Source organism: Exiguobacterium sp. s6 (genome assembly GCF_018618155.1).
GTDB lineage: Bacteria > Bacillota > Bacilli > Exiguobacteriales > Exiguobacteriaceae > Exiguobacterium > Exiguobacterium mexicanum_A.
On record NZ_JACSLN010000001.1, the window covers coordinates 1,512,560 to 1,525,238 of the forward strand.

Below are 12,679 nucleotides of genomic sequence, written 5' to 3' on the forward strand. Positions count from 1 at the left end.
TGTGTTAAATTTATCAAACCAAGCCGTTGCTGTCAACCGGCGAACTCGAAAGGAATGTCGACTGATGATTGACTTTACCCGTGATGGTCACCTTCACACCCCATTTTGTCCGCATGGTTCATCCGATTCGCTCGAAGCGTATGTAAAGCGCGCCTTGAACCAAGGAATCAAGACGCTCACGTTCACGGAGCATGCGCCGCTCCCGGCCCGGTTTCAAGACCCGACGCCAGACCAAGATTCAGCGATGGCGCTCGATTTGCTCCCGCGTTATATAGAAGCTTTGCAGACGTTGAAGCGGTCGTATCCCGAACTTGATCTCCGCATCGGTTTGGAGATCGACTATTTGCCCGGATATGAGTCCGAGACGCTGGCGTTGCTCGAGCCGTATGCCAACGTATTAGACGAAGCAATCTTGTCCCAACACTTTCTCCTCGTCGACGACGAGCTCCTGCCTATCGACTTCTCGGCCGACACGTTTGATGCGCTCGTCAAACGTGTCGGCTCGTTCGAGGCCGTGATGAAACAATACTACACGGCGCTCGCTGCCGGCCTCGCATTCCCTTGGGAGCGCTTGAAAGTGGACCGCATCGGACATATCGACTTACCGATCAAATATCAACACAATTACACGTGGGCCCGCTCGAACGTGCAGGACGAACAGACGCGCTTGCTACAAACGATCGCTACACGCGGTTTCGGTCTCGATTTGAATACGGCCGGTCTCCGCAAGCCCGATTGCGGCCAACCTTACGCCATTGACGTCGCGTCCGAGGCGGCCGCACTCGGCATCCCGTTCGTGCTCGGTTCAGACGCCCATATCGCCTTCGATGTCGGCGCCGGGTTCGAAATTATACAAAAAAAAGCCACGTTCCTATGAACGTGGCTTTTTCACAGCGATCTAGCTATCTAGATCCCCATTTTTGGTTGTCGATAACGATATGGCGTTCCATTTCTTCATCTATTGACAATAATACCATACTGAACCCGCATTGCAACCCGAAAATGAAAAAAGGATGACGTGGGTGTCATCCTTACAAAGTTAGACCGCCATCTCGGCGTATAGGTCTTTCAACTCTTCCGTCGCTGCCTCGTCCATTTGTAACGCCACGAGTTCAACAAACCGGAGCGCCGGATCCGTATCCCCTGACAAGGCGACGATCTCAGCTGCGGCACCATCGAGCGCTAGCAAGATGCCCGAGACACCGAGCGTCGGATAGTAGCGAAGCAACGCCCGAACGTGCTTCAACTCCGAAACCTCATTTCCGTTGATCTTTAATGACTTAACGGCGAGCTCTTTATGCGTCCCGATGGCAAATTTATCTTCCCACACCTCTTCGAGTGTGATCAACGCTTCCACATCATAGGCACCATCTGTGAAACGAACTTGTTTTTCCATGTAACATTTCCCCTCTCGTTAATCTACTTTCATTATAAGAAAGAAACCCACGAAAAGATTGTGAAATATTGAACATTATGTGTAAACTTTGTCTCACCTGTGCTTAGCCATAAAAAAAGGTCCCTCCGAAGAGAGACGAATAATGGAAGAGTAAAACACCATTGGCAGTACATTAATAATATAACATTGAATGTAAACGTTTACAATGTGTTTTTGAAACTTTTTTCGAGTGGCATATGTACCACGTCAATCCCACTCTCACGCATCAAATCGAGGCCGTCACCATGCTCATAGCCGACCGCATAGACGACACGGGCTACGCGTGACGCAATCAAAGCGAGCGAACAGGCATGACATGGTGAGTGGGTCACATAGGCTGTCGCGCCGAAGGCGTTCGTCGAATCCGCGGCGAGCTTACCGATCGCGTTGATTTCGGCGTGGATTTCATGTTGCTTCGACCAATTATGGTGGTCGTATGGGTCCGAACATCTAATAAATGTCACACCCTCATGGATGAATGAAACCGGTGCCTCGAGCAAATCGACCGCATCTTCTGACACGTACTCGGCCCGTTTATAAAAACCGTCTTCCCGTTTTAAAAAGATCTCATTGCAGTTCGTATGCCCGGGTGGCGTCCCATTGAGCCCAATCGAGATCGGCTTCTCATCTTTGACGATGACGCAAGCGACACTTTTCGAGGCGCATTTCGAATGGCGTACCGCCATCATATCAGCGAACTGCAACCACGTCTCATCCCATAGCCGTTGTTTTTCCATCTTCTTATCCTCCTCAAAGAAAAGGAAAGTCTGAGGGCTCAGACTTTCCTCGTTCAATATCCAGTCTCTTTTGGCAACTCTTTGTTTTTTGAAGCGATCTCGATGACTTTTTCTTTCAACTCGTGCTCCATACGATCGAGTTCACGTTCGGCCTCACGACGCTTCTGACGTCCTTCTTGTTGAATCCGGAGCGTCTCGTCGAGCGTCGAGAGCAAGTTCTCGTGCGCCACTTTGAGCGATTCGACCGAAACGATGCCTTTCTCGTTCTCTGTGGCGATCTCGATCGATGAGTCTTTCAACATCTTCGAGTTCTGCTCGAGCAACGTGTTCGTCGTCTTCGTGACGTCTTGCTGCATGCGGAGCGCCGTCTTTTGTCGTGTCAAGCTGAGCGCAAGCACGACTTGGTTTTTCCAGAGCGGAATCGTATTGACGACCGCCGACTCGATTTTCTCGGCTAGAATCTGGTTGTTCTGTTGGATGACCCGGATTTGCGGTGCCATCTGCAGACTGATTGTCCGGCTCAGTTTCAAATCGTGCAATTTTTTCTCGAATCGGTCCGCGAGTTGAATCATGTCGTTCAACTGTTGAAGTTTGACCTGGTCTTTCGACATCTCCACTTCTTGACGAAGTGGGGCAATCTCATAGCTGCGCACGTGGTCAAGTTTCGTCTCACCGGCGGCGATATAGACGTTAAGCTCTTCAAAATAACGCTTGTTCTTATCGTACATCTGATCGAGCATCGTGATGTCCTTCATCAAACCGAACTTGGCCCGGTCTAGATTATGGATGACTTCTTCTAAATAGACGCTCATCTTTTCAAACTGGAGTTTGTAGTTCTCGGCTTTCTTCTTGGCCCGTCCGATGAGCGGCAAGTTGTCCATAAAACTCTTCTTCTCTGGCTGCAACATGTCCGGGTCCATCTTGCGTACGTTCTGCATCAAGTCGGACAATAGCTTTCCGGCGTCACCGCCATCCTTCATCCGGACCTCGGTCAAGATTTGGTCCGAGAATTGCGACAGTTCGCGTTGCACGTTTGAGCCGAACAACATGACGGAATCTGTCTTTTTAATATCGATCGACTCGGCGATGCGCGTGATCCGTTCTCGGTGTTCCTGGGGGACATCTGGATTCACTTGAATCGCCGGCACCTCATGTTTCTCTGTCATAGATGACCAGTCCACGGACGGGTCCGAAATCGCATCGGTTTCCGTCTTCGTTTTCGTCTGTGAAGTGAGCTCTTCTTCTGGCCATGACTGCCAGTTCGTTTCATTCGATGAAGTCATGTTTTTTTCTCCCTTCTGGTTGATCGGCCAATACTTTTTCCATCATGATCAACTCTCGTTCAAAGTCGACCGCATCGTCTTCTAAGAGACGGCTGCGTTGCTGTTTGAACTTATCGACGATGAGTCGCATATTGGTAATCAACTGTTCACGTGTCTCTTCTTGAATGACGACGCGTTTTCCTTCTAGTTCTTTAAATTTCAACACGACCGACACAAGCGAATCCAAATAGAACGTGAAGAGATCACGAACATGTTTCGCGTCTTGTGGATTCTCGAACAGTTCGGCGAACAGTTCGTGCGCTTCCTTCGAGACGGCCTTCATCTCACGCCGCACCTCGATGTCTTTGATTTCCGGCAAGACGCGGTCGATTTGTTGCAGTTTCTCATAGCCTTGTTCAATCGTCCGTTGCAAAAATTGAAGCTCTAAATCGTCGGTCGCCTCGAACTGACGTACCGGCGCCGCTTCTTCAAGCGGTTTCAAGATACGCGAGCCGACGAACGGTTCGTCTTCATCGAGCAACAGCTTTTTCTTGGCCCGTTTGGCAACGGGGGCCGGTGCCCGCTTCCGGCGTTTATTGGTCGACCACACTTCGTTTAATACGAGCGCCCCGACGATGATAAACAACCAAGAGAAATCAAAAACGTTTATGGCAAAATATAGGATCGCCCCGGTCAGGGCCCATTTCATCCATGTTTTCATCCGTTTCACCTCGTCTCATGATACTTCTATTGTACCTTACGTGACCCTTCAAAAAAAGTTTCGTCATCTTTATAAGCTTAGCATAATGACGCCGCACGCTCTCTCGGTCGCAAGAACGAAAAGTCAGGGTCGCTCGAATGTAAAAAAACCTCCTGATTCAATGAATCAGGAGGAGTTCGTCACGTTACACCGTGACCCACGTTGTCACCATGACGATGGCGACCGTCACCGGAATGACATACCGGATGAGGAAGTGCCAGACCGGGTACAGCTTGACACCAGCGCCCGATGTTTGAATCTCTTCTTTAAGAATGCGTTGATCAACGACATACCCGACGAAAATCGATGTCAAGAGCGCACCGACCGGCATCAAGACATAGCTGACGATATAGTCCATCGAATCGAAGAACGTACGACCGTTCAAGAACTGCATCTCGCTCATCACTCCGAACGAGAGGGCCGAAGGGATACCAACCGCAAAAACGATCGCTGCTGACAAGAGTGTGACGTTCCGTTTCGACATCGTCTGTTTCTTTTCGTTCAGTCGGTCGGTCACACCGGCGACGACGACTTCAAGCATCGCAATCGATGACGTGATCGAGGCGAACGTGAACAGCAAGAAGAACAATACCATGAAGAAACCACCGAGCGGGACTTGATTGAAGACGGCCGGCAAGACGACGAAGAGAAGCGCCGGGCCTTCAGCCGGGTCGAGACCTGATGCGAACACGGCCGGGAAAATCGCGAGACCCGCCAACAGCGAGACGGCGATGTTCAATAGAACGATCATGTTCGCCGAGCGATTGAGCGTGCCTTTCGTTTTAATGTAGGACGCATACGTCAACATGGCCGCAACCCCGAGTGATAGCGAGAAGAACGCTTGACCGAGGGCGAACAAGACCGATTCCCCCGTCAAGGCAGAGAAGTCAGGCTGCAAGAAGAAGCGAACCCCTTCCATCGCCCCGTCGAGCGTCAATGAGCGGATGACGAGGACGATGAAACTGACGAACAAGAGCGGCATCAAGATCTTGCTCATCCGCTCGATTCCAGCTTCGACGCCTTTTAGCACGATTAAGAGCGTGATCAATAAGAATAAGAATTGACCGAACACGGCGATGCCTGGTGACGAGACGACATCTCCGAAGACGGCACCGAATTCGTCAGGCGATCGGCCGTTCAATGTCCCGCTCAAGCCGAGACCGACATAGATTAATACCCAACCACCGATGACACTGTAGAATGAGAGCAATAAGAAACATGCGATGACACCAAGGTAACCGACGAGCGTCCAACGGCCGTGTCCTAATTTTTTGAATGCGAGCAGTGCCGTTTTTTGTGTCGAGCGTCCGACGATGAACTCACCGATCAATAACGGGAGACCGAGTAAGAGCGTAAACGCTAAAAACATGAGCAAAAAGGCGCCGCCTCCACTTGTGCCGGTGACATACGGAAATTTCCAGATCGCACCGAGACCAATCGCTGACCCTGCGGCCGCTAAGATGAATCCAATTTTTGAGGCGAACGAGTTTTGCGCCATTACCATCCCTACTTCCTGTTTTCATATCTATTTTCATAATAATAGTGAAATACTAACACGGTTCAGAAATGAGAACAACAAAAAACAGAGAAAAGTCTGAATTCTTTTCTCTGTCTGGTTTTTAGTGGGATGGCACAAGGAATGTCAGTTCACTTGGCAAGACGTCGATGTGTAATCGGTCCGCCTCAAAATGTTCCCCATCGACGTCGATGATCTGTGATTCGCTCAAATGGACGGTCAGTTGAGACATTTGTAGATGGACCCACTCCGGCGACGACTGTTCGAGTCCGAGTTGTTGCGTAAGCAGTTGCCGAATCATTGGAAAGCCGATGGCCGAGCTGTGCACGACTTCGACGAGTCCGTCGGTGAACGATTGGGTCGGTAACTTTGTCGGTACCGTACCAAGATATGCCCCGTTTCCGACGTACAAAAAACTGACCGGCCCATCATGGACGACCTCCCCACCGTGTTCGATGCGGACGTCGAACGGGTCGAGTTCACGAAACTGCCGGATTGTCGCTAAAAAGTAGCCGATGGAACCAAGAGATTCTTTTTGAAGCGGATCGATTTGTCTCGATGCGTCGGCGATCAGGCCGACCCCAATAAAATTGAGGCCATATCGATCATTGACCCGCATGACGTCGACGGGCTGGACATGACTCATCTTAAATAACCGGGCCGCCTCAATCGGTTCGACTGGTAAATCGAGCGCACGGGCAAAGTCGTTGCACGTACCACCGGGGACGAGGCCGACCGTCGGCCGCTCGTCCTTCGGAAGTGACATGAGGCCGTTGACGACCTCATGCAGGGTCCCGTCCCCACCGATGACGATTAAATGCTCGAACGACCCACTCGCCTCGGCAAAGCGGGCAGCATCTCCTTGTCCGAGCGTCTTTCGAATCAGAATCTCGTCATACAGGGATTCGACCGTCCCGACAACCTCACCGAGCATCGTTTCACTTGCACCGGATGTTGGATTCGAGATAATCATTGCTCTCATAGGAGACCTTCCTGCTCCAAGAAGTCTTGTGCGACGTCATAAGCACGCTCATTCCCATACGCGACGCGGCGGTTGAGTTCAGACATTTCTTCATCTGTAATTTTACCGGCCAATTGATTGAGCGCGTCCTCGATTTCAGGGTGCTCGTCTAATGTCTCTTGCTTGAGCAACGGTGCCCCTTGATATGGCGGGAAGAACTGTTGATCATCTTCAAGGACAAGCAAATCATTCTCGGCGATATCCGGGTCCGTCGCGTATGCATCGACAAGGTTGACGTCACCACGAGCGATGGCGCGATAACGGAGTTTCTGTTCCATCGAGACGACCGACGGGAAGTCGAGACCGTAGGCTTGCTGAAGTCCAGGGTATCCGTCTTCCCGGTCCGTAAACTCGAGCGTGAAGCCGGCTTTAATGTCCGTTTGCACGTTTCGTAAATCAGAAATCGATGTGATGCCTTCCTCTTCGGCATAGTCGCGTGGGATGGCGATGGCATATGTGTTGTTGAACTGCATCGGCTCAAGCAAGGCATAGCCGTCGTCTGCCAGCGCATCACGAGCCTGTTCATACACTTCGCGAGCGTCATTTGAGTTCGGTGTCTCTTTCACGAGACTGGCGAGTACCGTCCCTGTGAATTCTGGGTAAATATCGACATCACCAGATTGGAGCGCACCCCAGACGAATGTCGTCTCGCCAAAGTTTGGTCGGACAGAAACAGTCAAATCAGTCTCTTCCTCGATCAATAATTTATACATGTTCATTAAAATTTCAGGCTCTGGTCCAAGTTTTCCGGCGACGACGAGATCGGTCTGTTGCGTGCGACCGAGCGCGAGCGGTGCCGCGACGATTAACGCCAAGACGGTAGAGACAGCAATCAATTTTGTCTTATTCCGCGTAGCTGTCGCGCCTTCCATTTGTCGGAGCAAGAAATCGAACAAGAGAGCAAGGATGGCGGCCGGGATGGCGCCGAGTAAAATCAAGTAGTTGTCATTCCGGTTGATTCCTAGAAGAATCAGCGTCCCGAGCCCACCTGCTCCAACGAGGGCAGCGAGCGTCGCCGTCCCGACGATGAGAACCATCGCCGTTCGAATCCCGGCCATAATGACCGGCAAGGCGAGCGGGAGCTCGACTTTCATCAAGCTCTGGTTCGGCTTCATGCCGCAAGCTCGTGCCGCTTCGATGAGCGATTTGTCGACCTCGTTCAGTCCGGTGAACGTGTTTCGTAAAATTGGGAGTAAGGCGTACAACACGAGGGCGATCGTCGCCGGCAAGGCGCCAATCCCAACAAGTGGAATCATCAGTCCGAGGAGCGCCAAAGAAGGAATCGTTTGAATGATGGCAGTGACACCGATGGCGGTCTCGGCCACTTTTTTACGGCGCGTCAACCAAATACCGAGCGGGACGGCAATCAAGACCGCGATCAATAAGGAGACGACGGAGAGCTGCAAGTGCTCGATGAGCGCCTCGACGAGTTCCCCTCGTCGGTTTTGGAATGTCTCAAGCATCAACCTCACCTCTTCCGCGTTGTGTAAAGTCGAGGACGAACGGGTCCGTGCTCGCTCTGATTTCATCTGGTGTCCCGACGACGACCAACTCGCCGTCACGCATCAACGCGATACGGTCTCCGAGCTTCATCGCTTCCTGCATGTCGTGGGTCACGAACAAAATCGTTTTCCCAAGCTCATCGTTCAAGCGTTTAATATCGTCTTGGAGTTGGCCCCGGCTGATTGGATCGAGTGCCGAGAACGGCTCATCCATCAAGATGACGTCAGGATCGGCCGCGAGCGCACGGAGCACCCCAACGCGTTGCTGTTGTCCACCGGATAGCTCGGTCGGCTTTTTAGCCCGCAAGACGGGATCTAATCCGGCGATTTCCATGAGTTCGGTCACGCGGTCTTTCGTCTTTTGCTTTGGCCACTTCAATAGTTCAGGAACGACAGAAATATTTTCTTCGACCGTTAAATGAGGGAATAAGGCAATTTGTTGAAGTACATAACCGATATTGCGGCGTAACTCATAAATATCGAATTGGTAAATCTCTTTCCCATCAATCAAAATTTTCCCGTCGGTATGATCGATCAGTCGATTCACCATTTTCATGGTTGTCGTCTTGCCACACCCTGATGGGCCGATCAAGACAAAAATCTCGCCTCTTCGTACTGTTAAATCCAAATCTTTGACGGCTAACGTCCCGTCTTCGTAACGCTTAGATACATTTTGGAATTCTATCAACTCTACCCCTCCTCGGCTCGTAACTTTTCATGAAAGTCAAATATTAGTTTGCCCGTTTCCAACGATTGTTAAACAATGAAACGTGCTGGGACGCGGTCGAAAGACTGTCAACCCACGAGGCGAGACAAAAAAGGTTCCCCCGCAGGAGAACCTTTAGATTATGGCAATGTGATTGTGATATGACGACGACCCCAATTGATGGCCTCGCTCTTCGTGTCGACGAGTAAATCGACGATGTTCCCTTTAATGCGTCCTCCTGTATCAAGGGCGATCGCTTGGCCGATGCCGTCGATTTGAACGACCGTACCGAGCGGGATGACAGATGGGTCGACTGCGATGATACGCATGCCGTTATAATAAATCGAGTCTGTCACGTCATGGCCTGTCGCCGTCAAGACGCGTCCCCCGTAAGAACCGTTGTCAGCTGCATCGTTCGTGTAGGCCGTTGACTCGGCTTGAATGACACGTCCTTGTGTCGAGACCGGTGTCACGGTCGCACTCGATGCCGCTTGTTGCTTCTTCTCGGTTTTTGCTGCGGCTTGGCGTTTCGCTTCTTCTTGTCGTGCCTGTTCGGCAGCGACGCGCTTTTCTTCTTCCAAACGTTCTGCTTTCGCTTTCGCTTCACGCTCGGCCTGTTCACGTTTGGCTTTCTCTTCTGCCAAGCGCTTTTCTTCGGCTAAACGTTTTTCTTCAGCGAGCCGTTTCTCTTCGGCAAGACGTTTCTTGCGTTCGATTTCTTGCTGGCGCTCCAACTCAATGGCCTGACGTTCTAATTCAAGTGGGTTTTGGACAATTTTCTGTTCAGTCCCGATTCCAATTTGGGCGGCATCGGCATTCGCAGCAAACACGAATGTTCCAACAGCGGCAAATAAAATCGCGATTATATATTTTAAGGAATGCATTAATAGGTCAGCACCTTTCTCGTCATCTAACGAACAGGAGTAAATTTACCATGTCGTTTCAATCACGAGAAGGGATTTTGACGAAGTGAAATATTTCTGACACATCAAGAAAGAACTGGTTACAATCTGTAACATTTACAATAAACCTAGTGTTACCAACCGTTTTCGTAAAAAATTACAGATTCGTTACAACATAACGTGTAACAAATCTGTAATCTGATTGTCATTCTGTTTCAGCTTCAATCGAGCGTAAATCATGGGGGCGAACCATGCCCCAAGGTGCCACGTCGACATCCACTTCGAACGTTTTCGCACCTTCGATCGCCGACGTTTCTTCTTCGGCGACCCGATACGAACTCATGTCATCGATATACACTTGCCGGTCATAGTAATTGGCACGAGTGCCACCGAAGAACGGCCGTGAACTGACCCGATCAATGGTCGCGTAACCGTCGTCCCCCGTTTTGAACGACACGTATACCGTCCCTGATTCGACATCTTGTCTGCCGTCGAACGAATCGTATTCCAAATAGACAAAGTCTCCAAAGAACGGATCGTACGGCTCATAGGAGGTCGCTTTGAACGTATACGTCTCTCCGAACCAGGAGACCGCATAGACGAGCAGAATAAAACCGACAGCGATCACTACTTGCAAAACCGGCACTAGCCAAGGCGTCAATCGTTTCATGTCTGAGCATCCCCTCTCGTACGGCTACGGCTGCGCCACCACAAAGCGAGCGACAATGCGAAGACGATCAATGCTCCGATGAGGAAGAACAGCGAAATGTCGAGTCGATCCCAAACGTAAATGAAGTAAATCGTCATTTGGACGAGCAAGAAATAAATGAAAGCAAGCACGATCGGTTTGCGATTGTGGTCTTGATAGACGAGATAGGCGAGTGCGACCACTTCAAGTAGCACCGCTAGCAAGATGCCGGAGTCTTCGAATAATGAGAACGGGATGACAGCGAGTAAACTGACCCACATCAAGTCCTGGCGTCGGTGAAGTAAATAGACGGCGACGAGGACGACCGAAAGGATCGTCGCCTCGATGACCGAGGGCGTTCGTTGCGACAACCAGCCTTCCGTCGCATTGATTAAATAACCGATCGATAGGACGGCCGCGACGAAGAGGTACAAATAATTCCACTGGGCCCGCTCACGATAGATAAGGAATAGGACATGTAAGGCAGCAAGGGCCCATAGCGGCCAAAAGCGTCCTTCGTAGCCGGCATATTGACCGATTGTGATGAGGAGGCCATAAAAGCCGAACCAGGCGAAGATACGATCGAGCTCGTTGTCTCCGTAATGGAACCAGACCCAGGTCACGAGGAACCCGAACGCGATCAACGTGATGCCGATGCCTTGAAAACTGTTCGTGACCGCCAAAAAGGCAGCGAGCGCGGCCAGGAACGTGTAGATGGGATGCTTATAGATCAATTTATGCAGGACAGCGACGGCAAGGAAGAGCCAAAATAAGAGCGGGATTTGCGAGGACAGATTATAAGTGGAGAAGATGACGATCATCGTGGCGACGAAGAAAGCGACGCCTAAAAGCCGGAACAGCGTGACATAGCGTGACGCCTTCACTTGCAGGCGTTCGGCGGTCACATACATCCCGACCATAAACACGAGGAAAATAGCGACTTTCACAAGGTCAGGAATCGCTTGCCAATTGGCCGCGACAAAGCTGAATAGACTGAGTGCGAGCAAAATAGAACCGATGATCACAAGAATAGGCGGTTTGTGCTCACGTTTGTCACCGACCGCCAATTTCTTATGTTCATATTCGACCAAGCGCTGACCGGTCACTTCATCAAGTAAACCGGCCTCTTCCCATTCACGAACTTTTTTGTCAATGGACACCTGAATCATCCCTTTCGATTAAAAGGTCAGCTGGCGCGTTCGATCAATTCCAAATCTTTTTTCAGTAAAACTTGCTTCTCAAATTCGAGACCAAGCTGTTGAAATTCTTCCATGATGGAAACGTCCCCGATGACCGTATTGGTCAATACGGCAGTCACTTCTGCGACCCAACCTTCACGAGTTGACTTGACGATATCACCCACAACGAATTCTACAGACACACCCATTCACTTCCAATCTTAAATTTGTTTCTATCATTATAACGAAATTATATCGGTTTGAATACGTTTTCTTTAAGCCGTTTAATAAATTGTGTCAAAATTTTTCCAGTCAATCCCCAAATAATGTAGTCTTCATGTTCATAAAAAGGTTCTCTCATTTTAATTACCCGTTTTTCGTACGCTTTAGCATTCGCCATCCGTTCAAATGGGATATTTTGATCCGGGTTCATCGTCCATTCCATCTCCCCATGGAACGGGTCTAGCAAAAGCAACGTCTCGACCGGGATTGAAAATAAATGGTCGACCTCATCCGTATGATGCACGTCCGGTAGCAGTGGAATTACCCCGACGAACGGATAGATCAGTTGCCGGTGCGGCGTCGCGAGCGGCTGCAGGCGACCGATGACCTCGATATCGGATAAGGCGAGTAATAACTCCTCACTCGTCTCTCGAACAGCGGCCTCGACCGGTGTCTCACCGGGATCGAGACGGCCGCCCGGAAATGAGATTTCTCCGGGTTGACGCCGCATTGTATGGGCGCGTACTTCAAAGACGACGTGCCACGTCCCGTCGACCTCGGTCAACGGGATCAAAACGGCTGCCGTCTGTTCATAGTTTTCTTCCATCGAGAAACTGTCACGTAGTTGTTGTTCCGTGATCCACGATTTGTCCATTCTCTCCACCTCGTTCTCTTTGTTTCTACACTTCCACCGTTGTCTCCTCGTTTAAACGCATCAAATGTCGGAAATATCATTATTAACGATAGGAG

General features: G+C 50.5%; 14 protein-coding genes. 1 reads left to right on the plus strand and 13 read right to left on the minus strand.

The genetic code is table 11. From position 1 onward, the window contains the following. Positions 1-64: 64 nt before the first annotated feature. A complete protein-coding gene (gene hisJ, locus KNP75_RS07830) occupies positions 65-877 on the plus strand; it encodes a histidinol-phosphatase HisJ (RefSeq protein ID WP_215190175.1) in 813 nt (270 codons plus the stop codon). 162 nt (positions 878-1,039) lie between these two features. Here the strand turns inward: hisJ and KNP75_RS07835 are convergent, their stop codons facing one another. The 13 genes from KNP75_RS07835 to KNP75_RS07895 form a co-directional block, all read right to left on the minus strand. Continuing rightward, complete coding sequence (locus KNP75_RS07835) at positions 1,040-1,396, minus strand: hypothetical protein (protein ID WP_034777378.1); 357 nt, start codon at positions 1,394-1,396, stop codon at positions 1,040-1,042. 200 nt (positions 1,397-1,596) lie between these two features. Further along, positions 1,597-2,172 carry a deoxycytidylate deaminase gene (locus tag KNP75_RS07840; protein WP_034777377.1) on the minus strand — a complete coding sequence of 192 codons (576 nt, stop codon included), beginning with the start codon at positions 2,170-2,172 and terminating at the stop codon, positions 1,597-1,599. A 53-nt stretch (positions 2,173-2,225) separates the two neighbouring features. Next, complete coding sequence (locus tag KNP75_RS07845; protein ID WP_034777376.1) at positions 2,226-3,455, minus strand: toxic anion resistance protein; 1,230 nt, start codon at positions 3,453-3,455, stop codon at positions 2,226-2,228. Next, positions 3,439-4,155, minus strand: coding sequence for a 5-bromo-4-chloroindolyl phosphate hydrolysis family protein (locus KNP75_RS07850; RefSeq protein ID WP_034777375.1), 717 nt, complete (start codon positions 4,153-4,155; stop codon positions 3,439-3,441). The genes KNP75_RS07845 and KNP75_RS07850 overlap by 17 nt, the downstream gene beginning before the upstream one ends. Before the next feature lie 184 nt (positions 4,156-4,339). After that, on the minus strand, positions 4,340-5,692 hold the full coding sequence (locus KNP75_RS07855; protein ID WP_034777374.1) for a sodium-dependent transporter: 1,353 nt from the start codon (positions 5,690-5,692) through the stop codon (positions 4,340-4,342). Positions 5,693-5,813: 121 nt separating this feature from the next. Beyond that, positions 5,814-6,692 (minus strand): diacylglycerol/lipid kinase family protein, encoded by an 879-nt coding sequence (locus KNP75_RS07860; protein WP_034777373.1) that lies wholly within the window; start codon positions 6,690-6,692, stop codon positions 5,814-5,816. Next, complete coding sequence (locus tag KNP75_RS07865) at positions 6,689-8,194, minus strand: ABC transporter permease/substrate-binding protein (RefSeq protein WP_034777372.1); 1,506 nt, start codon at positions 8,192-8,194, stop codon at positions 6,689-6,691. Before KNP75_RS07865 ends, KNP75_RS07860 begins: the two co-directional genes overlap by 4 nt. Continuing rightward, complete coding sequence (locus KNP75_RS07870) at positions 8,187-8,921, minus strand: ABC transporter ATP-binding protein (RefSeq protein ID WP_034777371.1); 735 nt, start codon at positions 8,919-8,921, stop codon at positions 8,187-8,189. The genes KNP75_RS07865 and KNP75_RS07870 overlap by 8 nt, the downstream gene beginning before the upstream one ends. Positions 8,922-9,079: 158 nt before the next feature. Further along, positions 9,080-9,823 (minus strand): 3D domain-containing protein, encoded by a 744-nt coding sequence (locus KNP75_RS07875; protein ID WP_214752792.1) that lies wholly within the window; start codon positions 9,821-9,823, stop codon positions 9,080-9,082. A 223-nt stretch (positions 9,824-10,046) separates the two neighbouring features. After that, positions 10,047-10,511, minus strand: a complete 465-nt coding sequence (locus KNP75_RS07880; protein WP_034777369.1) for a GDYXXLXY domain-containing protein — start codon at positions 10,509-10,511, stop codon at positions 10,047-10,049. Next, on the minus strand, positions 10,508-11,698 hold the full coding sequence (locus KNP75_RS07885; RefSeq protein WP_215190176.1) for a DUF2157 domain-containing protein: 1,191 nt from the start codon (positions 11,696-11,698) through the stop codon (positions 10,508-10,510). The genes KNP75_RS07880 and KNP75_RS07885 overlap by 4 nt, the downstream gene beginning before the upstream one ends. A 17-nt stretch (positions 11,699-11,715) precedes the next feature. Next, positions 11,716-11,916 (minus strand): DUF2187 family protein, encoded by a 201-nt coding sequence (locus KNP75_RS07890; protein WP_021067243.1) that lies wholly within the window; start codon positions 11,914-11,916, stop codon positions 11,716-11,718. Between the two features lie 41 nt (positions 11,917-11,957). Beyond that, complete coding sequence (locus KNP75_RS07895; protein WP_214709992.1) at positions 11,958-12,584, minus strand: NUDIX hydrolase; 627 nt, start codon at positions 12,582-12,584, stop codon at positions 11,958-11,960. Positions 12,585-12,679: the final 95 nt, after the last annotated feature.